Here is a 23,995-nt window from a genome sequence, read left to right on the forward strand (position 1 = left end):
GGCTCTTTCGAGTGACGGATCAGAAACGAACCTGACCCGCTACCTTACCGGCGTTAGCGGCGATCGTTGTGCGGGCCGTCGGCACCCTGGAAGGCGCCCTGGTGCTGCGACTGGTCGCCACCGAACGGGTTGGCGGGACCGGGCAGGGGCTGCTGTCCCGCCTGCGGAACCGCGTGGGTCATGGCGGGGGCGCCACCCATCGGACCGCTGGGGATGACGGGGAAGCCACCGCTGCCGCCCTCCGCGGAGACGTTCAGCTCGGCGAGCTGGTTCTCCAGGTAGAGCTTGAGCCTGCTGCGGTACTCGCGCTCGAAGCTGCGCAGCTCCTCGACCTTGCGCTCGAGCTCGTCGCGGGTCTGGACGAGGGAGCCCATCGCCTGACGGTGACGCTCCTGCGCGTCGCGCTCCAGCGTCTCGGCGCGGGCGCGCGCGTCGCCGATGACCTGCTCGGCCTGACGGCGAGCCTTGGTGAGGATGTCGTCGGCCTCGCGGCGGGCGCGGGTGACGGTCTCGTCGGCCTCGCGACGGGCGTCGGCGATCGCCTGGTCGGCGGTCTGCTGCGCCAGGGCGAGCACGCGGGCCGCGGTGTCCATGTTGTCCTCGGCCGGAGGCATGTTCATGGCAACGGGGACCGGCTGCGGGGGCGGGGGCGCCTGCATCGGCTCGGGCTGCGGGGGCGCCATCATCTCCGGCTTGGGCTGCTCCTGGACAGGCGCGGAGGCCATCGGCATGCTCATGCCGCCCGGCACCTTGCCACGCAGGCACTCGGCCAGCTTGGCGCGGAGCTCCTCGTTCTCTTGGATCAGGCGGTCAAGCTCAGCCTCGACTTCGTCGAGGAAGGCATCCACCTCTTCCTCGTCGTAGCCCGGTCGCAACCGGGTCGTACTGAATTGCTTGTTCCGCACATCAGCGGGCGTCAGCGGCATCTTTTTGGTCTCCTTGGCGCGCTTGGAGTCTGTCCGGAGGGACGGTACCCGATCACTACAGCGCGGACACGAGTTGGATCATGACCAAGACCACAATGAAGAGCACTGTGAAGCTTAGGTCAAAGGCCACCGTACCCAACCGGAGGGGAGGAATGAAACGGCGGAGAAACTTGAGAGGTGGGTCGGTTGCGGTGTATGTGGCTTCGGCGAGCACGAGAACGAATCCCGAAGGCCGCCACTGCCGAGCGAACGCCTGCACCGTCTCAAAGATCATTCTGCCGATGAGCAACACCAGATACAGAGACAGGACAACGACCAAGATCTCGCCTACGATCCCCACGGTCCGGCCGCGCCTCCACTTCTAGGTGCCCCTCCCGGTCTCGGCGAGACCTGGGTCGGGTCGATAGACATACAGAGACTCTAACTCTGGTTGAAGAATCCGCGTTCCGCGATTCGGGCCTTGTCCTCGGCGGTCACCTCGACATTGGCTGGGGACAACAGGAACACCTTGTTGGTAACACGTTCGATGCTCCCGTGTAGGCCAAAGACCAGACCTGCCGCGAAATCGACAAGCCGCTTGGCGTCGCTGTCAACCATCTCTGTCAGGTTCATGATGACAGGAGTGCCGTCGCGGAAGTGCTCGCCTATCGTGCGCGCCTCGTTGTAGGTGCGAGGGTGGAGCGTCGTGATGCGCGCCAGGTCGGTCGTGCGGCGCTCCACGATGGTCGTGGCCGGTCTGGGCGCGGGCACTCCGGCGTCGCCTTCGTCGTCGCGGTCGTGTGCCGCCGCGGGACGCTCCTGCTCCGCCCGACGCGACTCCTCCTCGTACTCGTAGTCGTCGTCGGGGTAGGCCTCGTACCTCTCGTAGCGGTCGTCCTCCACGAGACCGAGGTAGACCGCCATCTTGCGCATCGCGCCGGCCATCGCTACGTCGTCCTCCTGCTCATGGTCGCACTCGCTCGGGCCTTCCGCCTGGCTGCGCGTCGGCGGCCGGTCCGAGGCGGTAGCCGTACCCCCTTGGAGCTCACCGCTGATCGACCTCTACTTCTTTCGCGGACCTCAAGGTCCGCTGGAGGGGACATTACCTGACGAAGAGCTTGCGACGACCGAGCAACGCCGTACCGACTCGCACGTGTGTCGCACCGTGCGCGATGGCTTGGGCCAGATCGCCGCTCATCCCCGCCGAGATTATGGTCGCACCAGGATGCCCGGCCTGTACGGCCAGCGCCAGATCCCGCAGCCTGGCGAACGCCTTGCCCGGTTCCTCACCGAGTGGGGCGACGGCCATGACGCCGCCGAGCCTCACGCCCTCGGTGGCGGCGATCTCCTCGGCCAGTCCAGGAACGTCGGCCGCCCTGGCCCCGCCCCTTGCCGGATCGTCGTCCAGCGCGACCTGCACCAGGCAGCTGATCCGCCTGCCCGCCCTGACGGCCTCGCGCCCGATCGCGGCGACCAGCCTCGACCGGTCGACGGAGTGGACGACGTCGGCGTACGCGGCGACCGAGCGCACCTTGTTGGTCTGCAGCTGTCCGACGAAGTGCCAGGTCAGCGGCAGGTCCGCGCATTCGCGGGCCTTGACGGACGCCTCCTGGTCGCGGTTCTCGCCGATCTCCCGCACGCCGAGCCCGGCCAGGATCCTGACGTCCTCGGCAGGGTAGGTCTTGGTGACCGCGACGAGCGTGACCTCGTCACGGGCCCGGCCCGCGGCCGCGCAGGCCTCGGCGATGCGCGCCTCGACCTCTGCCAGACCGGCAGCTATCTGCGTTTTGCGTGTTACGTCCACAAGGCATCCATCGTGCACCGTTCCCGCCGCTCCCGCGAACCGGAGTCAAGGGCGACGGGCCGTGACCAGGGCCCGAACGCACCGAACCCCCACCGCGACGACCCATGAGTCTCGCAGCGGGGGCGTGATCCCTCCCCGGCCCTGCCGGGTGAGGAATCTCACTTCAGGAAGTCGGGCACGTCCAGCTCTTCCTCCTGCTCCTCGAACACCACGCGCGGCCGCCTGGGCGGCTCCGACATGCGAGAGGAGATGGGGGTCGGCGGGTTGGCCACCTCGGGCGCGGGGCGCGGGATCGACACCGGCGGGGCCGGCTCCTCCACGGGCGCGGGCGCGGGGGCGGGCACCGGCGGCGGGGTCTCCACCGCGCGCACGGGCTCGGGCCTCGGCTCGGGACGGGGCTCGAGACGGGGCTCGAGACGGGGCTCGGGGCGCGGTTCAGGACGGAACTCCGGACGCTGCGGCTCGGGCCTCACCTCGGGGCGGGGCTCGACGCGCGGCGGCTCGGCCTTCACGCTCGGCGCGGGCGCGGGGGCCGGCCGTACCGGGGCCGCCGCGGAGGCCGAGGGCGCCGCGGAGGCCGCGGGCCTGGCCTGCTGGCGCGGCTGCTGCAGCGCCGGCTTGTCGGCGGGGACGACCTCGTCGAAGCCCGCGGCGATGACGGTGACCCGCACCTCGTCGCCCAGAGCGTCGTCGATGACCGTTCCGAAGATGATGTTCGCGTCGGGCGCCGCGGCGTTGGAGACGAGCTGTGCCGCCTCGTTGATCTCGAACAGGCCCAGGTCGGACCCGCCCGCGATCGACAGCAGCACGCCGTGGGCGCCGTCGATCGAGGCCTCCAGCAGTGGGCTGGAGACCGCCATCTCGGCGGCCGCGACCGACCGGTCGTCGCCGCGGGCGTGACCGATGCCCATCAGCGCCGAGCCAGCACCCGACATGACCGACTTCACGTCGGCGAAGTCGAGGTTGATCAGGCCGGGAGTGGTGATCAGGTCGGTGATGCCCTGGACACCGGACAGCAGCACCTGGTCGGCCGCCTTGAAGGCGTCCAGCACGCTGACCTGCCGGTCCGAGATCGACAGCAGCCTGTCGTTGGGGATCACGATGAGGGTGTCGACCTCGTCGCGAAGGGTCTCGATGCCCGCCTCGGCCTGCATGGCGCGGCGGCGGCCCTCGAAGCTGAAGGGCCTGGTGACCACACCGATGGTCAGCGCGCCGAGCGACCGGGCGATGTTGGCCACGACAGGGGCGCCGCCCGTGCCCGTTCCGCCACCCTCGCCCGCGGTGACGAAGACCATGTCGGCCCCCTTGAGGACCTCCTCGATCTCCTCACGGTGGTCCTCGGCCGCCTTGCGGCCCACATCGGGATTGGCGCCGGCCCCGAGGCCGCGCGTGAGCTCCCTGCCCACGTCGAGTTTGACGTCGGCGTCACTCATCAGCAGCGCCTGGGCGTCGGTGTTTATCGCGATGAACTCGACGCCCTTGAGTCCCTCCTCGATCATCCGGTTGACGGCGTTCACTCCGCCGCCGCCAATGCCGACGACCTTGATGACCGCGAGGTAGTTCTGCGGTGCTGCCACGACGAGGGGCCTTTCCGCTCGTTGACTTGCCATTTCAATGCTGTTCGAAAAACTCTCAACCTCAAGTTGAGATTCAGATTTATGTCAACCTGAGGATTGATACGGACAGTAGGAGTCGCCTACCGGGCGGGTCAACTAACCGCGCCGCAAGCCCGTCCGGCGTGTCGCACGCCGTCCCATTCGCGCCCACCCTTTCATTTCATCGACACGACGTCGGGCGAACTGACGTCATAGACCGTCGCCGTGCGCCGGAGCAGCGCCTGGAGCACGCGGACCTTGTCCGCGCCCCTGTCGGCCCCTCCCCAGACGACCGTGCGGCCGTTGGTGAGCCGGAAGGAGATGCCCTCGGGCGAGGTGGCCCGCACCTCGTCGATGCGCGCCAGCAGGCTGTCGGGCAGTCCGCCGATGACCTTGATCGCCGCCACGGTGGTGGGGTCGGCCGGCCCCGGCCTGTCGACCCGCAGGACGGGCAGCTGGGGCGGCGCGACCTCGCGCATCTCCGTCACGAACCCCTTGCGATCGATCAGCGCCGCCTTGCCCCCGTACGGCACGACGGCGACCGGCTTGCGCTCGACCACCTCGATCTTGAGCGTGCTGGGCCACGCCCGCTCGACCTTCGCCGAGGCGAGCTGCCTGATCTCCAGCACCCTGCCCTGGACCTCGCCGAGATCGACGGTCGCCAGGGGATGCAGGTCGGCCACCGCGGCCTGCCTCTTGATCTGGTCGGCGGGGACTGTGAGATTTCCCACGATCTCCACCGACCGCACCCCGAGGACCGAGGAGAAGAACACCAGCCACACCGTGGTGCCCACCACGCACGCGGTGAGCAGGGCCACGAACGCCTGACGCGCCTTCACCTGGCGGACAGCTCCGCCACGATCTTCGGCCCCAGCTCGGTCACGTCGCCCGCGCCCATGGTGAGCACCACGTCGCCCGGCTTGGCCAGCGTGGCCACCAGGGCGGGCACCGTCGTCTTGTCGGGGGCGTAGGCCACCCTGGTCTCGGGCAGCGGCACCCGGGAGGCCACCATGGCGCCCGAGACGCCCGGCTCGGGGTCTTCGCGCGCGCCGTACACGTCGAGCACCACGGCCTCGTCGGCGAGGCCGAGCGCCACGCCGAACTCGTCGGCGAAGAACCTGGTGCGCGAGTAGAGGTGCGGCTGGAAGACCGCGATCACCCTGCCGTCGCCCGAGTAGGAGGCGACCACGTCGCGCGCGGCCCGCAGGTCGGCGGCCAGTTCGGTCGGGTGGTGGGCGTAGCTGTCGAAGACGGCCACCCCGCCCGCCTCGCCCTTGGCCTCGAAGCGCCGCTTGGCCCCTGTGAAGGCCGACAGGCCCTCCCTGATCTCCTCGAACGGCAGGCCGAGCTCGTCGGCCATGGCGATGACCGAGGTGGCGTTGAGCGCGTTGTGGGCGCCGGGAACCGACAGCCTGACCTCTCCCCTGCCCACGACCTCGAAGACGACGCCGAAGCCGTCGGGCCGCACGTCCGCGATCCGGTAGTCGGCGCCCTCGGCCTCGCCGTAGGTGACCACCTTCAGCCCGAGCCCGCGCGCGGGCTCGGCCAGCGCCGCGGCGCCAGGATCGTCGGCGCACAGCACCAGCGTGCGGCGCACGCGCTCGACGAAACGGGCGAAGCTGTCGTAGACGGCCCTCGGATCGCCGTAGTTGTCGAGGTGGTCGGCCTCGACGTTGGTGACGACCGCGATGTCCGGGGCGAGCATCAGGAAGGAGCCGTCGCTCTCGTCGGCCTCGGCCACGAACACCTCGCCCGCGCCCTCGTCGGCGCCGAGGCCCGTCGTGACGAGCTGACCGCCCACGCAGTAGGACGGGTCGGTGCCGCACTTCTGCAGCGCCACCGTGAGCATCGAGGTGGTCGTGGTCTTGCCGTGCGTGCCCGCGATGGCCACGCCGGTGCGCCCGGCCATGACGGAGGCGAGCGCGGCGGCCCTCGGGATGATCCGCAGCCCCTGCTTGATCGCCTCGCCCAGCTCCGGATTGGAGTCGCGGATGGCGGTGGAGACGACCACGGTGTCGACGTTCTTGATGTGGGAGGCGGCGTGCCCGATGTGAACGCTCGCGCCCAGCTCGCGCAGCTCCGTCACCAGGTCGGAGCTGCGGGCGTCGCTGCCCGACACGCGGACGCCGCGCTTGAGCAGGATGCGGGCGATGCCCGACATGCCGGCGCCGCCGATGCCGATGAAGTGGACCCTGCCGAGGTCCTCGGCGGCCACGGGCTCGACCAGTCGCACCAGGCTCATGAGCGGCCTCCCGCGATCTCGAGCACCTTGCGGGCGAGGGCGACGTCGGCGTCCCTGCGCCCCATCGAGGCGGCGGCCTCCGACATGGTGGCGACCCGCTCGGGGTCGCGGAGGATGGGCAGCACGTTCTGGATGATCCAATCAGGTGAAAGGTCGGAGTCGTCGATCATGAGGCCGCCGCCGCTCTCCGCGATCGGGGCGGCGTTGAGCCGCTGCTCCCCGTTGCCGTGCGGAAGCGGCACGTAGGCGGCCGGCAGGCCGACGGCGGTCAGCTCGGCGCAGGTCAGCGCCCCGCTCCTGCACAGCGCGAAGTCGGCGGCCGCGTAGGCCAGGTCCATCCGGTCGACGTAGGGCAGCACGACGTACTGCGGGTCGCCGGGAGGGGGCTCCTGCTCCAGGGAGTTCTTCGGGCCGAGCACGTGGAGCACCTGCACGCCCGCCCTGCGCAGGGTGGGCCCCGCGGCCAGGGCCGCGTGGTTGAGCGAGCGGGCGCCCTGCGAGCCGCCGAAGACCAGCAGGGTCGGCAGGTCGGTGCGCAGCCCGAACCACGAGCGGGCCTTGTCGCCCGTCGAGAGCCTGTCGAGCTCGACGATCTGCCTGCGCAGCGGGATGCCGATGTACTCGGCCTTGGCGATGGCGCTCTGCGGATGCCCGGTGAAGACGTGGTCGGTCAGCCGCGCGCCCAGCCTGTTGGCCAGCCCCGGACGGGCGTTGGCCTCGTGGACGACGATGGGCAGGCCCCGCCGCCTGGCCGCGAGGTAGGCGGGAGTGGCGACGTAGCCGCCGAAACCGACCAGGATGTCGGCCTGGGCCTTGTCCATGATGGCGGCGGCGGCGTTGATGGCGCCGGCCAGCCGTCCCGGGACGGTCAGCAACTGTGGCGTGAGCGCCCTCGGGAGTGGTACGGCGGGCACCAGCTGCAGGTCGTAGCCCCTGGCCGGCACCAGCGTGGTCTCCAGGCCCCGCTCGGTGCCCAGGCAGGTGACGCCGACGCCCGGCGCGAGCCTGCGCAGCGCGTCACCCAGGGCAAGAGCCGGCTCGATGTGACCGGCCGTCCCGCCACCGGCGAGGACCACCCTCATATCGGTTACTCCCTACTGATGAGAAACGTGCCGCCTTAACGTTCCGCATCTGGCCCGACTCGTCCAGTAGGCACGGTTCTTGTTGGTCGTCTCGGTCGGCCCCGTTGCGCACCCCCCAGGCCCAGCCAGCTTAGAGCCCTCGCGGCCGGTCCGGGGCCACGCGCGGCCAGAGCCTCCCTGGCGCCCGGTTCGCGTTTGGCGAATGACAACAACATGCCAAGCGCGGCGAGCGTCGGCAACAGCGCCGAGCCTCCGTAGGAGACCAGCGGGAGCGGGATCCCGGTGATGGGCAGCACGCCGATCACCGCGCCGATGTTGACGATGGCCTGCCCGGCGATCCACGCGACCACCGCCGAGGAGGCCAGCCTGATGAAGGGGTCGTTGACGCGCATCGCCACCCGCAGGCCCGCGTAGCCGAGCAGGCCGAACAGCGCGATGACCGACAGCGTGCCCATCAGCCCCAGCTCCTCGCCGAGGATGGAGAAGATGAAGTCGCTCTCCGCGTGGGGGATCCAGCTCCACTTGCCCCTGCTGCTGCCGAGTCCCAGCCCGAACCAGCCGCCCGAGCCCATCGCGATCTGCCCCTGCACGGCCTGGTATCCCGCGCCCTGCGCGTGGCCCCACGGATCGAGCCAGCCGGTGATGCGGTCGGACCTGTAGCCCTCGGTCGTGATCATGAAGACCGTGGCGACCGTCATCATCCCGATGATGCCGCCGAACAGCTTCAGCGGCGCGCCCACCACCCACAGCAGCGACAGGAAGATCAGCATCAGCACGAGTGTGGTGCCGAGGTCGCGGCCGAGCATGACCATGACCGCCAGGATCGCGGTGCCGGGCAGCAGCGGGATCAGCAGCTGCCGCCACTCGATGCGGCCGCCGCGCGCCTTGCGGGCCAGCAGGTCGGCTCCCCACAGCGCGAGCCCCAGCTTGGCGGGCTCGGACGGCTGCAGGTAGATCGGGCCGATGTCGATCCAGCGCTGCGCGCCGAGCTGCGACTCGCCCGCGAAGATCACGATGCCGAGACCGATGATCGACAGCGCCACGAGCGGGTAGCCCGCCCACCTGAAGAACCTGTGCGGCAGCCGCGAGCAGACCCACATCACCGGCACGCCGAGCGCCGCCGACATCGACTGCTTGACGAACCAGTAGAACGGGTCACCGGTCTTCTGCAGCGCCTCGATGCTGGAGGCCGACAGCACCATCATCAGCCCCAGCGCCAGCAGCAACGCGCTGCACCCGATGATCAAGTAGTAGGTCGTCAGCGGCTTGTCCAGCAGCTCCTTCAGCGCGGCGGCCTGCTCCTTCGTCCAGCTGGTCGGGCGCTCGACGGGACTGTCGGCCGTGGTGCTCACGAACGCTCCCCCAGCTTCCCTACGGCGCGCGCGAAGGCCTCCCCCCGAGCCGGGTAGTTGGCGAACATGTCGAGTGAGGCGGCGGCCGGGGCCAGCAGCACGGTATCTCCGGGCGCGGCGAGCCTGGCGGCTTCGGTGACGACACGGTCCATCACCCCAGTGTCGCGATCGGCGAGATCGACCACGGGGACATTCGGCGCGTGTCGCGCGAGCGCTTCGGCGATCGCGGCCCTGTCGACGCCAATGAGGATCGCCGCGCGCAGCCGGGGCGCGGCCTGCCTGACGAGGTCGTCCACGTCGGCGCCCTTGAGCCTGCCGCCTGCCACCCACACGATCGACGGGTAGGCGGCCAGCGAGGCGGCGGCCGCGTGGGGGTTGGTGGCCTTGGAGTCGTCGACGTAGTCGACCTCGGCGACCCTGCCGACGTGGGTCATGCGGTGCGGATCGGGCACGAAGTCGCGCAGGCCCTGCCGTACGGCCTCGGGCGGCACGCCTGCGCTGCGGGCCAGGGCGGCGGCGGCCAGGGCGTTGGCGACGTTGTGCGGCGCGAAGGGACGCACGTCGTCGAGCGTGGCCAGTTCCTCGGCCTGCCGTACGGGGTCGGCGACGAAGGCGCGGTCGACCAGCAGGTCCTCCACCACGCCGAGCTGGCCGGGCCGCGGCACCCGGAGGGTGAAGCCCACCGCCCCCGTGTACGGCTCGGCGAGCGCGCCCGCGATCGGGTCGTCGGCGTTGTAGACGACCGTGCCCGCCCTCTCGAAGATGCGGGCCTTGGCCCTGGCGTACTCGTCGAGCGAGCCGTGCCAGTCGAGATGGTCGGGCGCGACGTTGAGGATCGCGGCGGCGTGCGGCGCCAGGCCGCTCGACCAGTGCAGCTGGAAGCTGGACAGCTCCACGGCGAGCACGTCGTACGGCCCGCCGACCGCCTCCACCACCGGTACACCGACGTTGCCCACCGCCAGCGCCTTGCGCCCGGCGGCCAGCAGCATCGCGGTCAGCATGCGCACCACGGTCGTCTTGCCGTTGGTGCCGGTGAGGGCCAGCCACGGCGCGGCCTGCTCGGGCCGCAGCCGCCAGGCCAGCTCCACCTCGCCGACCACCTCGACGCCCGCCTCGAGCGCGGCGGCGATCAGCGGGTGGTGCGGCGCCCATCCGGTCGTGACCAGCTCGGTGGCACCGGCGGGCAGTTCCATGGAGCCGAAGCGCACCTCGACGCCGAGCCTGGCGAGCTCCTGCGCCACGACTCGCTGCCGCTCGCCCTCGACCGCCTCCAGCACCACCACGCGCTCGCCGCGTTCGGCGAGCACCCGCGCCGCGGCGGTGCCCGACACGCCGAGTCCAGCTACAACGATCATGACTTGGGCATCCACTCCACGTAGAACAGTCCGAGTCCCACGGCCGCGCACAGCCCTGCGATCAGCCAGAACCTGATCACGATCGTGGTCTCCGCCCAGCCTTTCAGCTCGAAGTGATGCTGCAGCGGAGCCATGCGGAAGACCCGTTTGCCCGTCATCTTGAAGAAGCCCACCTGGATGATCACCGACAGCGTGATGATGACGCACATCCCGGCCAGGATGACCAGCAGCCACTGGGTGCGGGTGGTGATCGCCAGGCCGGCCAGCACGCCGCCCAGCGCCAGCGAGCCGGTGTCGCCCATGAAGATGCGGGCGGGCGGGGCGTTCCACCACAGGAAGCCGATGAGCCCGCCGAGCACCGCGGCGGCCACGACCGCCAGGTCGAGAGGGTCGCGCACCCAGTAGCAGTTGGGCCCGAGGTTGTCGATGCAGTTGTTGCGCAGCTGCCAGTTGCCGATCAGCACGTAGGCGCCGAGCACGGTGGCGGTGGCGCCGGAGGCCAGGCCGTCGAGCCCGTCGGTCAGGTTCACCGCGTTGGAGAACCCGACGATCATGATGAGGACCCACGCGGTGAACAGGACGATGCCGATCGAGGGACCGAAGTCGCGCAGGAAGGACATCTTCGTCTGCGCCGGCGTGATGCCGTAGACGTTGGGGAAGCGCACGACCAGGACCGCGAAGACGGCGCCGACGATGAGCTGGCCGAGCGCCTTGGCGCCGCTGCGCAGACCCAGGCTGCGCTGCTTGTAGATCTTGATGAAGTCGTCGAGGAAGCCCACCGCTCCCAGGCCCGTCATCAGGAACAGCACCAGCAGGCCCGAGATGGTGGGCGGTTCGAGCATGGCCAGGTGGGAGGCGGCGTAGGCGATCAGCGCGGCCAGCACGAAGACGGTGCCGCCCATGGTGGGCGTGCCCTTCTTGCTGAGGTGCGCCTCGGGGCCGTCGTCGCGGACCTCCTGGCCGTAGCCCCGCCTGGAGAAGAGTCTGATCGCCAGCGGGGTGCCGAGCATCGAAAGGATCAGGCCGACCGCGCCGGCGATGATGATGTTGGTCACTGGGTGACCCTCCCGAGGACCAGTTCGGCCGTGCGCTGGAGATCCATCATGCGCGGCCCCTTCACCAGCACGGCGTCGCCCGGCCGTAGCCAGCCGGCCAGCAGTTCCCCTGCCGCCTCGGCGTCGGCCACGTGCACGATCTGCGGCCCGTCCGGCGAGCCCTGCCCCGGTGGCTCCTCCGCCGCGGCGAACGCGCCGCGCAGGACGGGCTCGGCCTCGGTGCCCACCACGATCAGCCCGGTCAGCCCTGCCGCGCCCGCCATCCGGCCGACGCCCACGTTCAGCGTCTCGCTCTCCTCGCCCAGCTCGCGCAGGGAGGCGATGACGGCGAAGCGACGCCGGTCCTTGCCCAGCACGGCGAGCGTCTCGAAGGCGGCGCGCATCGAGTCGGGGTTGGCGTTGTAGGCGTCGTTGATCACGGTGACGCCGTCGGCCCTGTCGGTGACCTCCATGCGCCACCTGCTTCGCGGCTCGGCCTGCGACAGCTCGTCCGCGATGGTCGCCAGCGGCAGGCCGAGCTCGTAGGCGGCGGCAGCCGCGGCCAGGGCGTTCTCCACGGCGTGCGCGCCGTACAGCTTGAGCGCCACGTGGGCGCCGCCCGAGGGGGTGCGCAGGGTGAACGACGCGCGCCCCCGCTCGTCGACGGCGACGTCCTCGGCGCGGATCGCCGCGTCCTCGGCGCGGCCGAAGAGGGTGACGCGGGCCCTGGTCCTGGAGGCCATCCGGCGCACCAGCGGGTCGTCGGCGTTGAGCACCGCCACCCCGTCGGCCGGCAGCGCCTCGACCAGCTCGCCCTTGGCCTCGGCGATCGCCTCCTTGCCGCCGAAGACACCCAGGTGCGCGGTGCCGACGTTGAGGACCACGCCGATGCGCGGAGGGGCGATGCGGGCCAGGTCGGCGATGTGGCCCGCGTGCCTGGCGCCCATCTCCAGGACGAGGAAACGGGTGTCGTGCTCGGCCCTCAGCACCGTCAGCGGATGGCCGATCTCGTTGTTGTGGTTGCCGGCGGGCGCGATCGAGGGACCGATGCGCGCGGTGAGCCTGGCCAGCAGGTCCTTGGTGGTGGTCTTGCCCGCCGACCCCGTCAGGCCGATGACCGTGGCGGAGGGCAGCGACTCGGCCACGGCGCCCGCCAGGTCGGCCAGCGCCCGCACCGGGTCGGTCACCACGACGGAGGGCACCCCCAGCGGCCTGGTGCTCAGCACCGCCACCGCCCCCGCCTTGATCGCCTGGGGGGCGAAGTCGTGGCCGTCGACGCGCGCGCCCTTGATCGCCACGAACAGGGATCCCGGCTCGACGGCCCGCGAGTCGATCACGACGGGGCCGCGCACCACCGCGCGCGGGTCGGCCATGCCCGACAGGGCGCCCGAGGTGATCTCGGCGATCCTGGCCAGTGGCATCGGGATCATAGGTTCTTCCTGCTTTCCTTACGTGCGTCGATCGCCTCCGCGACCACGGCCCTGTCGTCGAAGGGGATCACCTCACCTGAGATGTACTGGCCCTGCTCGTGGCCCTTGCCGGCCACGACGACCACGTCTCCGCGCTCGGCCGAGCCGACCGCCATGCCGATCGCGGCAGCCCTGTCGGGCTCGACGATCACGTGGGCGCGTCGCTCTCGCGGCACCTGGAGCGCACCGTCCATCATCGCCGCCAGAATCGCCAGCGGGTCCTCCGAGCGCGGGTTGTCGCTGGTGAAAATCGCCACATCAGCCAGCCTCGCGGCGGCCTCGCCCATCAGGGCGCGCTTGCCCGTGTCGCGGTCGCCCCCGCAGCCGAGCACGACGGTGAGCCTGCCGGAGGCCACCGACCGCAGCGAGGTGAGGACCGACTCGACCGCGCCCGGCTTGTGCGCGTAGTCGACCACGGCCTGGAACTCGTCGTCGGCGGAGGTGACGCGCTGCATCCTGCCCGGCACGCCCGTCATCGTGCCGACGCCGTGGACGGCGGTGCGCAGCGGCAGGCCCGCCTCGACGAGCGTGACGATCGCACCGAGAGAGTTGGCGACGTTGAAGGGGCCGGGCAGCGAGATCGTGACGTCCTCCTCCACGCCACCGGGGCCGACGACCCTGAAGACGCTGCCGTCGGCGCCGAGCCTGACGTCGAGGGCGCGCCAGTCGGCCCCGGGCTCGCCCGTGGCCGAGAACGTGGTCATCGGGATCTTGGCCAGGTGGAGCAGTTCGCGGCCGTGGGGGTCGTCGAGGTTGGTCACGCCCGTCCTGCTGAACTCCGGCTGGAAGAGCTTCACCTTGGTGGCGAAGTAGTCGTCGAAGTCCTTGTGGAAGTCGAGGTGGTCCTGGGAGAGGTTGGTGAAGAGCGCGACGTCGTAGTAGACGCCGTCGACCCTGCCGAGCGCCAGGGCGTGGCTGGAGACCTCCATGGCCGCCGCCGTGACGCCGCGCTCGCGCATGAGGGCGAACAGGCCGTGCAGGTCGGAGGCCTCAGGCGTGGTCAGCTTCGGCTGGATGACCAGGTCGCCCGCGTGGATCTCGACGCCGCCCACCAGGCCCGTGGTGTGGCCGGCCGCGCGCAGCCCCGCCTCCAGCAGGAACGTGGTGGTCGACTTGCCGCTGGTGCCGGTCACCCCGAGGACGGAGATGTCGTGGGAGGGCTGGCCGTACACCCAGGAGGAGATCTGCCCGAGCAGGGCGCGCGGCTCGGAGACGACCAGCACGGGAAGGCCCGTGGCCACCGCGGCGTCGCGGCCCGCGGGGTCGGTCAGGACGGCCACCGCGCCCCGCGCCATCGCCTGGGCGGAGTAGTCGGCGCCGTGGGCGGCGCTGCCGGGCAGGGCGACGTAGAGGTCTCCCTGCACGACCTGGCGGGAGTCGATGGTGACGCCGGTCACCGCGGCCAGCGGTGAGCGGGAGCTGCCTGACGGAGCGTCAAGCATGGTCGCCAGCCCGCTCAGCGGTCGGGGCGGGCTGGATTGAGGACGCATAGACGACGGGGGACGCACGGCGGCAGCGTACCCTCCCTGTTCAGTGTCCGGTGCCGATCCGCGCGGGCGGCGCGGACGGGGCAGCGGTCGGGGCTGTGGGCGGAATCTTCCTGCTCTTGATGGCGAACGTCATCACGTCCTTGAACACCGGGGCCGCGACGTGCCCGCCGTAGATGTCCTCGGACGGCTTCTGCACCACCGCGAGAACGACGAGCTCAGGCTTGTCCGCAGGGGCGAAACCGACGAAGGAGGCGGTGTAGCCGTTGTAACGGCCCAACTGCTGATCGTAGCGGTTCGCGGTACCTGTCTTGCCCGCCACCCGGTAGCCGGGTATGGCTGCCAGCGTACCCGTGCCCTCGGCGCTGACGGCCCCCTCCAGCATCGAGGCGATCTCCCGAGCGGTCTGCCCGCTGACCACCCTGGTCTGCTTTCCCGGTTTGGCGGGGACGAACCGGCCGTGCGCGTCGGTCTCGCCCGCCACGATCCGCGGCTCGACCCTGACGCCTCCGTTGGCGATGGCCTGGTAGACGCTGGCGGTCTGCAGCGCGGTCACCGACACGCCCTGGCCGTAGGCGACGGTGCAGCGCTGGGTGCCCGACCAGCTCTTGTAGTCGGGCAGCAGGCCCGCCTCCTCGCCCGGCAGGCCGAGACCCGGCCTGGTGCCGAAGCCGAAGTTCTTCAGCATGGCGAACAGCCGCTCGTCGCCGACCCTGCGGGCGGCCTGGATGGTGCCGACGTTGCTGGAGGTCTCCACGACCTTCTTGAACGTCATCGTCTCGGTCTTGTGCGGGTGGGAGTCCTTCAGGATCTGGTCGGCGCACCTGATGTGGTCGGCCACCCTGAAGGTCGTGTCGGGCCGTACCGCCCCCGCCTCGATCGCGGCCGCCGCGGTGATGACCTTGTTGGTGCTTCCCGGCTCGAAGACCTCGGACACCGCCCGGTTGACGTAGGAGGTGTCGGGCGCCTTCTGCCAGTTGTTCAGGTCGAGCTCGGGCGCGTTGGCCATGGCGATGATCTGGGCGGTCTTGACGTCCATCACGATCACGGTGCCGCTCAGCGCGCCGCTGGCGGACACCTGCTGGGCGATGGCCTTCTGGGCTGCCCACTGGATGTCGCGGTCGATGGTCAGCCGCACGTCGCGGCCCGCGATCGGCGCCTGGCGCTGGCTGCGGGTCATCGGGATGCGCTGGCCGTCGCGGCCCTGCTCCACGCTCTGCTTGCCGTCCTGGCCCGCCAGGCGGGAGTTGCGCATCTGCTCGACGCCCTCGAGGCCGGTGCCGTCGTTGCCGACGAACCCGATGAGCGTGCCGGCGAGGTCGCCCGCCGGATAGGTCCTGCGGTAGGTCTTCTTCGTGGTCACGGTCGGCAGTTCGTGGTCGAGCACCCTGTCGGCGACGACGGGGTCGACGTCGCGGGCGACGAGTTCGTAGCGCGAGGTGAGCCTGGCCAGCTTCGCGGCGATGTCGGCCTCGGGCTTGCCCAGCTCCTTGGCCAGGGTCGCGGCCATCTTGGCCCGCTGGTCGGCGGGGATCTTGCTGGGGTCCACCGCGATCTCGCGCGCCTCGACCGTCACGGCCAGCGCGTGGCCGCCCGCGTCGGTGATGGAGCCGCGCTTGGCCGGGATGACCTCGCTGATCACCCGCTGGTCGGCGGCCTTGGCCTCGTAGATCTTGGAGTCGAGGCCCTGCAGTTGGATGAGCCGCCCCGCGAAGATCGACAGGATGAAGGTCATGCCGATGAGGCCGATGTTGATGCGCCTGCGGGGGTTGCCGAGGCGCAGCACCAGCGGCGGGCGCGGCGGTCTGGGAGGAGGAGGGGGCCTGCGGACCGGTCTGCGCGGGGGTGGGGCCTGGCTCTGGGAGGGGCCCTTCGACTGGCCCTGCGACTGGCTGCGCGGCGGACGCGCGTCGTGGCGCTGGCCGCCCCTGGGGGCCGGCACGGTGGCGTCGGAACGGCCGCGCCTGCCTTCCTGCGACGGCGCCCCTGTCAACCCGCGTGGGAGGTCGAAGGGGTCGTCCGCGCGGCCCTGCCCGGCGGAACGGGTGGCGTCGCCGCCGGGACGCCGGGGACGGCTCTCCTGAGCGGACGGCCCGTCCGCGTCCTGCCGCCGGTCCGAACCCGCTCGCCTGTCGGACGGCGGGCGGCCCTCGGAACCCGGCCGGTCGCCGGGCCCTGGACGTCCTTCCCTGCGCGCGCGGCCGTCGCCGTCGTCGCGCCTGGACCGCCCCGCGTCCTCGTCCCTGTTGCGGCGCGGCGGCTCGTCCCTCGGGCCCTCGGACCGCCCCGAGCCCGTTCCGCCCTGACGCCCCGGCCGTCCTGGACCGCCCGGCGTACGACGAACGGCGCCGGGCCCTCCATGAGAGCCGGCGCCGCCACCACCACGACCGGGGCCCTGGCCCCGGCCGCCTGTCTCCCTCACCTGTTCGGCCCCACCTTGTTCGGGTCGATGGTGTTGATCTCGTTGTACGGCCCCTGGCCCTGACCCTCGGCCCTCTTGGCCAGCTCGGCGGGCTGCTCCTGCTTCTCGATCTCCCGCTCGAGGGCGTTCGACTGCTGCTGCATCTCGGCGATCTGCTCCCGCAGCTCGCTGGCGGTGAAGGAGTCGCGGGCGAGCACGGTGTTGAGCAGCAGCAGGCTGACCAGCCCTCCGCACAGCAGGCCGACGACGAGCAGCACGAAGGGAGCGCGCTGCTTGCGCGGCATCGGCCGCCGCACGCGCACCCGCATCGGGCTGCCCTCCTGCGCAGCGGCGGGCCGCTGACCGATCGGCCGGTCAACGGCGGGCCGCTCGGTGGCGGGGCTGGTCTCGTGCGGAGCGCCCTGCTTGCGCACGCCGGTCCTCGCCGGAGCGGTCCTGGGCACGCCGCCCCTGGCGGGCGCACCCCGCCTGATCTCCTGCTCAGTCCTCGTCAACACGGATCCTCTCTGCCGCCCGGAGCCGGGCCGAGGCCGCCCGCGGATTGCGGGCGAGCTCTTCGTCAGTCGGGAGCTCTGCTCCCCTCGTCAGGAGGCGGAACCGCGGCTGGTGAGCCGGCAACGGGACGGGCAACCCTGGGGGGCTGGTGTCCCTGGTTCGCGCCGCGAGGACCTGCTTGGTCAACCGGTCCTCGAGGGAGTGGTAGGAGAGCACGACGACTCGCCCACCGAGCGCCAGCGCGTCGAGGGAGGCGGGAAGCGCCGCCTCGAAGGCGGTCAGTTCCGCGTTGACCTCGATACGCAACGCCTGAAAAGTCCGTTTAGCGGGGTTGCCCCCGGTACGTCGGGTAGCGGCGGGAATCGCCGCGCGAACGATCTCCGCGAGCCGCTTAGTCGACGTTATGGCTTCCTTGGCCCTTTCCTTGACAATGAGGCCTGCGACACGCGGTGCGAACCTTTCTTCTCCGTAATCACGAAGGATGCGGGTCAACTCGGCCGCGGAGTAGGTGTTGACCACTTCCTCCGCCGTGAGCGACTGCTCGGTGTCCATCCGCATGTCGAGCGGAGCGTCGTAGGAATAGGCGAAACCCCTCTCGCCCTCGTCCAGCTGGGGCGAGGAGACGCCCAGGTCGAACAGGACGCCGTCGACCACGGGATGGCCCGCGCTCGCCAATACCGAGGTCATCTCGTCGGACGAGGCGTGAACCAGCGTGACCCGCTCGCCGTACGGCGCGAGCCTGCGCGTGGAGAAGTCGATCGCGAAAGGGTCGCGGTCGATGCCGATCAGATGGAGGGCCGGATGGGCGGCCAGCAGCGCCTCCGAGTGCCCGCCGAGCCCGAGATTGGCGTCGACGACCACCGGCGCCGGCCCGGCCAGCGCGGGGGCGAGGAGCTCCAGAACCCGCTCGAGCATCACGGGAACGTGACCACCCGTGCCCGCAGCGTTGCCTTCTACGTGCATTACTGAAACCCCCCTCCTGCTAAGGATGCGTCCATACTCGCGGATGACGCCAAAGGCTCGATCCCGGTGCCCAGCTCATGGGTCCCCACCCGTAGCCGTCCGGCCAGGTCCCCATCCGCACCCGCTTCGTGGACGCCTGCCATCTGACACCGGGGAAGGTGCATCAGCTGGCGGGCGAGTGGTTGCGGGTGGAGACCTCGCCGAACGACATCACCGACGGATCGGCTGTGATCAGAGAATCCCTGGCAGCACCTCCTCCGAGAGATCGGCGAAAGCCTGCTCCTGGTCGGCCAGGTAGGTGTCCCAGGCCCGCTGCTCCCAGATCTCCAGCCGGGTGTTGGCCCCGATGACCACGCAGTCACGCTCCAGCCCTGCGTAAGCCCGCAGAGCCTGGGGAATCGTGATGCGCCCCTGCTTGTCCGGAGTCTCGTCGGACGCGCTGGCGAAGAAGACACGGCTGTAGTCCCGGACCGCCTTGGCGGTGACCGGGGCGGTGCTGAGAGCCTCGGTAATGCGCTGGAACTCCCCCACAGGAAAGACGTAGAGGCATCGCTCCTGGCCTTTGGTGATCACAAGACCCTCCGCCAGCTCCTCACGGTACTTAGCCGGCAGGAACAGCCGTCCCTTGTCGTCCAGACGCGGTTGATGGGTGCCGAGGAACACCGGCCCCACCTCCCGTGCCTCGTGAAGCGCTCAGTGCTGGTGCACCTGCCCTCCACTGCGCACCACCATACTCCACTTCTCCCCACCGTCAACTGATTCGAACCGTCTTCGGACGCCGTTTCACGCGCGTTTTCGCAGGTCAGAGCGGTGGAGCGGGGTGGGGGGCGGCGGCGGGGCGGCAGGCGTCGCGGGCGTGTCGAACGCCCGAAAGATCGGTGAATACCCCGGCGTCGCGCATCGCGTGGGGGAAAGTGGAGGGAGCGTGTCACTGGATTCGCACCACTATGCGACAAGAACCGGACGGATCACCTGAACACTGTGGCTGTTCCCCGAATATCCACAAAAGTCGCTCAAGGACCCCCGTCGTCGTAGGGTCGTACGCACAATGAAAAGGAATGGCAAGGCACCCCAAAAGCACCCTCGCGCTGGGGAGAGCCGTTGCACTTCTCTCATGGAGGCCTGGTGGCAGTAACCCATGACGTCCCTCGCCAGCTCGACGAGCTGGTCTCCACCGCGCACCGCATTCGGCAGGCGATCGAGTCGGTGATCGAGGGCAAGAGCGATGCCGTCCGGCTGACCGTGACCGTCCTGCTGGCGGAGGGACACCTTCTCATCGAGGACGTCCCCGGTGTTGGCAAGACGATGCTGGCCAAGGCGCTGGCGCGGTCGATCGACTGTCCTGTCCGGCGTGTGCAGTTCACCCCCGACCTTCTGCCGAGCGACATCACCGGGGTGAGCGCCTACAACCAGCAGACCCGCGAGTTCGAGTTCAAGCCCGGCCCCGTCTTCGCCAACATCGTGGTGGGCGACGAGATCAACCGCGCCTCCCCCAAGACGCAGTCGGCGTTGCTGGAGTGCATGGAGGAGCACCAGGTGACGGTGGACGGCGTCACCTACGAGCTCGACGCCCCTTTCATGGTGATCGCCACCCAGAACCCGATTGAGATGGAGGGCACCTATCCCCTCCCCGAGGCCCAGCGCGACCGCTTCACCGCCCGGGTGGCGATGGGTTATCCCGAGCCCGCCGCCGAGCTGGAGATGCTGGACGTCCACGGCGGCACCTCGCCGTTGGACAAGCTGGAGCCGGTCGCGACGACCGCCGAGGTGAGAGCGCTCATCGAGGCCGTCCGCGGCGTCTACGTCTCCCAGCCGGTCAAGAAGTACGCCATCGACCTGGTGGTGGCCACCCGCCACTCCCCCGACCTGCGGCTCGGCGCCTCGCCCAGGTCCACGCTGCAGCTCGTGCGCGCGGCCAGGGCGCACGCCGCGCTGTCGGGCCGCGACTACGTCATCCCCGACGATCTGCAGGAGCTGGCCGTCCCCGTGCTCGCGCACAGGCTGCTGCCCAGCATCGAGGCGCAGGGCCAGCGCAGGATGCCCGAGCAGGTCGTCACCGAGCTCGTCAGGCGAGTGCCCGTGCCGGAGACTCGAGCGTCGTGATGGCGGGACTGCGGGCGCTCACCTCCAGGGGCAGGTCGTTCCTGGCCTCGGGCGTGGCCGCGCTGCTGATGGCGCTGCTCCTGGGCGAGCACGACCTGCTCAGGATCGGCGTGCTGATCATGGCGCTGCCGCTGCTGGCCGCGCTGGTGGTGGCCAGGACCCGCTACCGGCTGAGCTGCGCCCGTCGCCTCGACCCGCCGAGGATCGAGGTGGGCGGCGAGGCGACGGTGACGCTGCGGCTGGAGAACGTCACCAGGCTGCCGACGGGACTGCTGCTCATCGAGGACACCGTGCCCTACGCGCTCGGCGCCAGGCCCAGGTTCGTGCTGGACAGGGTCGAGTCGAAGGGCATCAGGGAGATCGACTACCGGGTCAGGTCCGACCTGCGCGGCCGCTACACGATCGGCCCGCTGTCGGTACGGATCACCGACCCGTTCGGGCTGGTCGAGCTGACCCGCTCCTTCACCATCGCCGACACGCTCGTCGTGACGCCCCACGTGGTGGCGTTGCCCCACGTGCGGCTGTCGGGCGAGTGGACCGGCGGAGGCGACAGCCGTACCAGAAGCGTGGCGGCGGCCGGCGACGACGACGTGGCCCCTCGCGAGTACCGGCAGGGCGACGACCTGCGACGGGTGCACTGGCGCTCCACCGCCCGCCACGGCGAGCTGATGGTGCGGCGCGAGGAGCAGCAGTGGCAGAGCCGCGGTGCGCTCCTGCTCGACACCCGCAGGCACGCCCACAGGGGTGAGGGCCCCCGCTCCTCCTTCGAGGTGGCCGTCTCGGCCGCCGCCTCGATCGGCCTGCACCTGGCCCGCGAAGGCCTGGGCCTGCGGCTGGTCACCGACCAGGGTCCCGAGCATCTGAGCGACACGGGCGTGAGCTGGTCGCTGCTCGACACCCTCGCGGTGGTGCGCAACAGCCCCGCGAGGTCCCTTGAGCTCGGCATCACCGCTTTGCGTCAGGGCGGAGGCGACGGCCTGATCGTCGCCGTCCTCGGCGCCATGGACGCCGAGGACGCCAGGGAGCTGGCCAAGGTCAGGCACGGCAGCGCCACGGGCGTGGCCGTCCTGCTGGACGTGGAGGGCTGGGAGGCCAGGGAGTACGGCTCGGCCGACCGCAGGCAGGCGGTCGAAGCGGTCCTCTTGGGATCGGGCTGGCGGATCGTCACCCTGCCCGCGGGCACCTCGCTGGCGACGGTCTGGCCGGCCGCCGGCGTCAAGAACCGGTTCACCGTGGGAGGTGCGGCATGAGGCTCCCCATCTGGTCGGGTGTTGCCACCCTCGCGGTCTCGCTCACGCTCTACCCGCTGTTCGACGGCGGCGCGTGGTTGTGGGGCTCGCTCGGCGCGGTGCTCGCCGTCAGCGCCGCGGGCGTGCTCGCCAGCAGGCTCACCCTGCCCGGCTGGGCGGCGCCGCTGCTCGGCCTCGTGGCGCTGGGCGTCTACCTGACCGCCGCCTACGCGGGCGACAAGGCGTGGGTGCTGGTCGTGCCGACGAAGGAATCGGCGGTGGCGCTGCTCAAACTGCTGGCCACCGGCTTCGCCGACATCCAGCGCTACGCCGCGCCGGTTCCCGACGAACCGCCGATCGCCATGCTCACCACCGCCGGCGTCGGCCTCATCGCGATCGTCGTCGACCTGTTCGTCACGAGGCTTCGCAGGGCCGCCCTCGCGGGCCTGCCGCTGCTGGCGCTGTTCACGGTGCCCGCCGCGGTGCTGCCCGACCCGATCGGCTGGCCCGCCTTCATCCTCGGCGCGCTCGGTTTCACGAGCCTGCTGATCGCCGACGGACGCGAGCGGGTGGGTCATTGGGGACGGGCGGTCCTGGTACGGCGCAGCCGCGCCGCCGACGAGGGCGTCCAGGAGTCGGCCGACACGCGCGGCCTGCGCCTGTCGGGCAAGCGGATCGGGTTCACCGCGATCGCGCTGGCCGTCCTGCTGCCGGCCCTGCTGCCGACACTCGAGCCCGACCCGCTGTTCGGGTTCGGGGTGGGCGGCTCGGGCAAGGGCAGGGGCAACTCCATCAGCATCCCTGATCAGGTCGCCGACCTGAGGGGGCGGCTGCAGCTGCCCGAGAACAACACCGTTCTCTCCTACACCAGCAGCGACGACACCCCTCGCTATCTCAGGATCTACTCCCTCGACGTCTTCGACGGCCGGCGCTGGACGATGAACGAGTTGAAGGGCAGGCCGGAGAACAGGGTGGACCAGGGCCCGCTGCCCCCTCCCCCTGGACTGGCCTCGTCGATGAAGACCACCCGGGTCGAGACCGACATCCAGGTCAGCGAGGACATCACGCCCCTGCAGTTCCTGCCCCTGCCATACCCACCGCAGCTGGTGCGGGCGGAGGGCGACTGGCGCGCGGACGTCGACTCGCTGATGGTCTTCTCCTCCGGGGACGTGGCGGGCGGCCTGCGGTACCAGGTGGTCAGCACCGAGCCCGAGGCGAGCGCCGACCAGCTGGACGCCGCGCCGAAGACCGTCGACCCGGCGGTCGCCGAGCGCTACCTGAAGCTGCCCGACCTGCCGCCGCAGATCAGGCAGCTGGCGCAGCGGGTGGTCAAGGACAGCAAGTCGCCGTACGAGGCGGCGGTGAACCTGCAGCGGTTCTTCACCACCACGGGCGGCTTCACCTACAGCCTCGCCACACAGGGCCACGACACCGACGCGCTGCGGAGCTTCCTGGAGCAGACCAGGGCCGGGTACTGCGAGCAGTTCGCCTCGGCGATGGCGGTGCTGGCCAGATCGATCGGCATCCCCGCCAGGGTCGCCATCGGCTACACGGGCGGCACCAAGATCGAGGGTCGCTGGGAGGTCCGCACCCACGACTCCCACGCCTGGCCCGAGCTCTACTTCGAGGGAGTGGGCTGGCTCGCCTTCGAGCCGACCCCGGCGGGCAGCGCGGGACAGGGCACCGCCCGCGTCCCCGACTACTCGCTGCCCAGGCCCGCCGAGACCACCCCGAGCAGTGACCCGAGCACGAGCGCGGCGGACGGCGGCGACACCCCGAGCAGCGCGCCCAACAGCAGGGACAGGCTGAGGGAGCTCGACCCCGAGGGCATCTACAGCGGGTCCGTGACGCCGGTGGAGACGGCCCCGCTGTGGGTCACGATCGCGCTGGCGGTGGCGGGACTGCTGGTGATCCTGCTCATCCCCGCTCTGGTGCGGCTGGTGATCAGGAACCGCCGGGTGCGGACGCTGACCTGGAAGGTGTCCGGGCCGTCCGACGAGGTCACGGCCAGGGCGGAGAAGGTGGACGCCTCGGTGGCCGCCGCGTGGGCCGAGCTCGACGACGTGCTGTGCGACTACGGGATGGCGCGGGTGCCGAGCGAGACGCCGAGGGCGCTGGCGCGCAGGCTCACCCAGCAGCACGAGTTCGGCGCCGAGCCGGCGGCCGCGATCAGCACGATCGCCTCGGCCGTGGAGCGGCTGCTGTTCGCGCGCGACCCCGGGGAGATCGCCCCGATGAGGAGGGAGCTGCGGACCGTCCGGCGGGCCCTGGCGGCCACCGTGTCGCGGACCAGACGGGTGCGCGCCGCGCTGCTTCCGCCTTCGACCCTGCTGCGGATCAGGGGCCTGGGAGAGAAGATCCTGGACGGTTTCGATCGGCTGGAGAACATCAGGCTCTGGAACAGGGCAGCACGCAGAAACACCTGACGCCGAACTGCGCGGCCGCTCCCTCAGCGGAG

Annotated in this window: 20 protein-coding genes; 3 read left to right on the forward strand and 17 right to left on the reverse strand. The window is 70.8% G+C overall.

What is annotated here, in order from left to right; genetic code table 11:
- Positions 1–53: 53 nt before the first annotated feature.
- The 17 genes from ACFSKW_RS40515 to mraZ all read right to left on the reverse strand — a co-directional run bounded on the left by ACFSKW_RS40515 (position 54) and on the right by mraZ (position 18,868).
- On the reverse strand, positions 54–926 hold the full coding sequence (locus tag ACFSKW_RS40515; RefSeq protein WP_379579252.1) for a DivIVA domain-containing protein: 873 nt from the start codon (positions 924–926) through the stop codon (positions 54–56).
- Positions 927–981: 55 nt separating this feature from the next.
- Positions 982–1,266: a YggT family protein gene (locus ACFSKW_RS40520; protein ID WP_183659086.1), complete on the reverse strand. Its 285-nt coding sequence runs from the start codon at positions 1,264–1,266 to the stop codon at positions 982–984.
- 80 nt (positions 1,267–1,346) lie between these two features.
- Complete coding sequence (locus ACFSKW_RS40525) at positions 1,347–1,850, reverse strand: cell division protein SepF (RefSeq protein WP_379579254.1); 504 nt, start codon at positions 1,848–1,850, stop codon at positions 1,347–1,349.
- 157 nt (positions 1,851–2,007) lie between these two features.
- Positions 2,008–2,709, reverse strand: a complete 702-nt coding sequence (locus tag ACFSKW_RS40530; RefSeq protein ID WP_379579256.1) for a YggS family pyridoxal phosphate-dependent enzyme — start codon at positions 2,707–2,709, stop codon at positions 2,008–2,010.
- 158 nt (positions 2,710–2,867) lie between these two features.
- Positions 2,868–4,286 (reverse strand): cell division protein FtsZ, encoded by a 1,419-nt coding sequence (gene ftsZ / locus ACFSKW_RS40535; protein WP_379579258.1) that lies wholly within the window; start codon positions 4,284–4,286, stop codon positions 2,868–2,870.
- A 194-nt stretch (positions 4,287–4,480) separates the two neighbouring features.
- A complete protein-coding gene (locus tag ACFSKW_RS40540; protein WP_379579260.1) occupies positions 4,481–5,143 on the reverse strand; it encodes a cell division protein FtsQ/DivIB in 663 nt (220 codons plus the stop codon).
- The gene (gene murC, locus ACFSKW_RS40545; RefSeq protein WP_379579262.1) at positions 5,140–6,546 is read right to left on the reverse strand and encodes a UDP-N-acetylmuramate--L-alanine ligase; all 1,407 of its coding nucleotides are present in this window, start codon (positions 6,544–6,546) and stop codon (positions 5,140–5,142) included. Before murC ends, ACFSKW_RS40540 begins: the two co-directional genes overlap by 4 nt.
- Positions 6,543–7,628 (reverse strand): undecaprenyldiphospho-muramoylpentapeptide beta-N-acetylglucosaminyltransferase, encoded by a 1,086-nt coding sequence (gene murG / locus ACFSKW_RS40550; protein ID WP_379579264.1) that lies wholly within the window; start codon positions 7,626–7,628, stop codon positions 6,543–6,545. The genes murC and murG overlap by 4 nt, the downstream gene beginning before the upstream one ends.
- Positions 7,629–7,663: 35 nt before the next feature.
- On the reverse strand, positions 7,664–8,980 hold the full coding sequence (gene ftsW / locus ACFSKW_RS40555; protein ID WP_379579266.1) for a putative lipid II flippase FtsW: 1,317 nt from the start codon (positions 8,978–8,980) through the stop codon (positions 7,664–7,666).
- Positions 8,977–10,335 carry a UDP-N-acetylmuramoyl-L-alanine--D-glutamate ligase gene (murD, locus tag ACFSKW_RS40560; protein ID WP_379579268.1) on the reverse strand — a complete coding sequence of 453 codons (1,359 nt, stop codon included), beginning with the start codon at positions 10,333–10,335 and terminating at the stop codon, positions 8,977–8,979. Before murD ends, ftsW begins: the two co-directional genes overlap by 4 nt.
- Positions 10,332–11,390 (reverse strand): phospho-N-acetylmuramoyl-pentapeptide-transferase, encoded by a 1,059-nt coding sequence (gene mraY / locus ACFSKW_RS40565; protein ID WP_379579270.1) that lies wholly within the window; start codon positions 11,388–11,390, stop codon positions 10,332–10,334. Before mraY ends, murD begins: the two co-directional genes overlap by 4 nt.
- Positions 11,387–12,799: a UDP-N-acetylmuramoyl-tripeptide--D-alanyl-D-alanine ligase gene (locus tag ACFSKW_RS40570; RefSeq protein ID WP_379579272.1), complete on the reverse strand. Its 1,413-nt coding sequence runs from the start codon at positions 12,797–12,799 to the stop codon at positions 11,387–11,389. The genes mraY and ACFSKW_RS40570 overlap by 4 nt, the downstream gene beginning before the upstream one ends.
- Positions 12,796–14,328, reverse strand: coding sequence for a UDP-N-acetylmuramoyl-L-alanyl-D-glutamate--2,6-diaminopimelate ligase (locus ACFSKW_RS40575; RefSeq protein ID WP_379579274.1), 1,533 nt, complete (start codon positions 14,326–14,328; stop codon positions 12,796–12,798). Before ACFSKW_RS40575 ends, ACFSKW_RS40570 begins: the two co-directional genes overlap by 4 nt.
- A 40-nt stretch (positions 14,329–14,368) precedes the next feature.
- Complete coding sequence (locus ACFSKW_RS40580) at positions 14,369–16,111, reverse strand: peptidoglycan D,D-transpeptidase FtsI family protein (RefSeq protein WP_431893281.1); 1,743 nt, start codon at positions 16,109–16,111, stop codon at positions 14,369–14,371.
- A gap of 632 nt (positions 16,112–16,743) precedes the next feature.
- Positions 16,744–17,241 carry a cell division protein FtsL gene (gene ftsL / locus ACFSKW_RS40585; protein ID WP_379579278.1) on the reverse strand — a complete coding sequence of 166 codons (498 nt, stop codon included), beginning with the start codon at positions 17,239–17,241 and terminating at the stop codon, positions 16,744–16,746.
- Positions 17,228–18,157, reverse strand: coding sequence for a 16S rRNA (cytosine(1402)-N(4))-methyltransferase RsmH (gene rsmH, locus ACFSKW_RS40590; protein WP_379579280.1), 930 nt, complete (start codon positions 18,155–18,157; stop codon positions 17,228–17,230). Before rsmH ends, ftsL begins: the two co-directional genes overlap by 14 nt.
- Before the next feature lie 279 nt (positions 18,158–18,436).
- On the reverse strand, positions 18,437–18,868 hold the full coding sequence (mraZ, locus tag ACFSKW_RS40595) for a division/cell wall cluster transcriptional repressor MraZ (RefSeq protein ID WP_379579282.1): 432 nt from the start codon (positions 18,866–18,868) through the stop codon (positions 18,437–18,439).
- A gap of 462 nt (positions 18,869–19,330) precedes the next feature.
- Between mraZ and ACFSKW_RS40600 the strand changes: the two genes are divergently transcribed.
- From ACFSKW_RS40600 to ACFSKW_RS40610, 3 genes are read left to right on the forward strand one after another with little or no spacing between them, the layout of a single operon-like run.
- Complete coding sequence (locus tag ACFSKW_RS40600; protein ID WP_379579284.1) at positions 19,331–20,308, forward strand: AAA family ATPase; 978 nt, start codon at positions 19,331–19,333, stop codon at positions 20,306–20,308.
- Positions 20,308–21,558 carry a DUF58 domain-containing protein gene (locus tag ACFSKW_RS40605; RefSeq protein WP_379580251.1) on the forward strand — a complete coding sequence of 417 codons (1,251 nt, stop codon included), beginning with the start codon at positions 20,308–20,310 and terminating at the stop codon, positions 21,556–21,558. Before ACFSKW_RS40600 ends, ACFSKW_RS40605 begins: the two co-directional genes overlap by 1 nt.
- On the forward strand, positions 21,555–23,963 hold the full coding sequence (locus tag ACFSKW_RS40610; protein ID WP_379579286.1) for a transglutaminase TgpA family protein: 2,409 nt from the start codon (positions 21,555–21,557) through the stop codon (positions 23,961–23,963). The genes ACFSKW_RS40605 and ACFSKW_RS40610 overlap by 4 nt, the downstream gene beginning before the upstream one ends.
- The last annotated feature ends 32 nt before the right edge of the window (positions 23,964–23,995 follow it).

Origin of the sequence: Nonomuraea mangrovi (genome assembly GCF_042681425.1) — a bacterium.
Classification (GTDB): domain Bacteria; phylum Actinomycetota; class Actinomycetes; order Streptosporangiales; family Streptosporangiaceae; genus Nonomuraea; species Nonomuraea mangrovi.

Bases quoted from the DNA above. Each gene is read 5' to 3' on its own strand.
- ACFSKW_RS40515 (WP_379579252.1), bottom strand. From the start codon at position 926: ATGCCGCTGACGCCCGCTGATGTGCGGAACAAGCAATTCAGTACGACC.
- ACFSKW_RS40525 (WP_379579254.1), bottom strand. From the start codon at position 1,850: ATGGCCGGCGCGATGCGCAAGATGGCGGTCTACCTCGGTCTCGTGGAG.
- murC (WP_379579262.1), bottom strand. From the start codon at position 6,546: ATGAGCCTGGTGCGACTGGTCGAGCCCGTGGCCGCCGAGGACCTCGGC.
- murG (WP_379579264.1), bottom strand. From the start codon at position 7,628: ATGAGGGTGGTCCTCGCCGGTGGCGGGACGGCCGGTCACATCGAGCCG.
- murD (WP_379579268.1), bottom strand. From the start codon at position 10,335: ATGATCGTTGTAGCTGGACTCGGCGTGTCGGGCACCGCCGCGGCGCGG.
- ACFSKW_RS40570 (WP_379579272.1), bottom strand. From the start codon at position 12,799: ATGATCCCGATGCCACTGGCCAGGATCGCCGAGATCACCTCGGGCGCC.
- ACFSKW_RS40575 (WP_379579274.1), bottom strand. From the start codon at position 14,328: ATGCGTCCTCAATCCAGCCCGCCCCGACCGCTGAGCGGGCTGGCGACC.
- rsmH (WP_379579280.1), bottom strand. From the start codon at position 18,157: ATGCTCGAGCGGGTTCTGGAGCTCCTCGCCCCCGCGCTGGCCGGGCCG.
- ACFSKW_RS40605 (WP_379580251.1), top strand. From the start codon at position 20,308: ATGGCGGGACTGCGGGCGCTCACCTCCAGGGGCAGGTCGTTCCTGGCC.
- ACFSKW_RS40610 (WP_379579286.1), top strand. From the start codon at position 21,555: ATGAGGCTCCCCATCTGGTCGGGTGTTGCCACCCTCGCGGTCTCGCTC.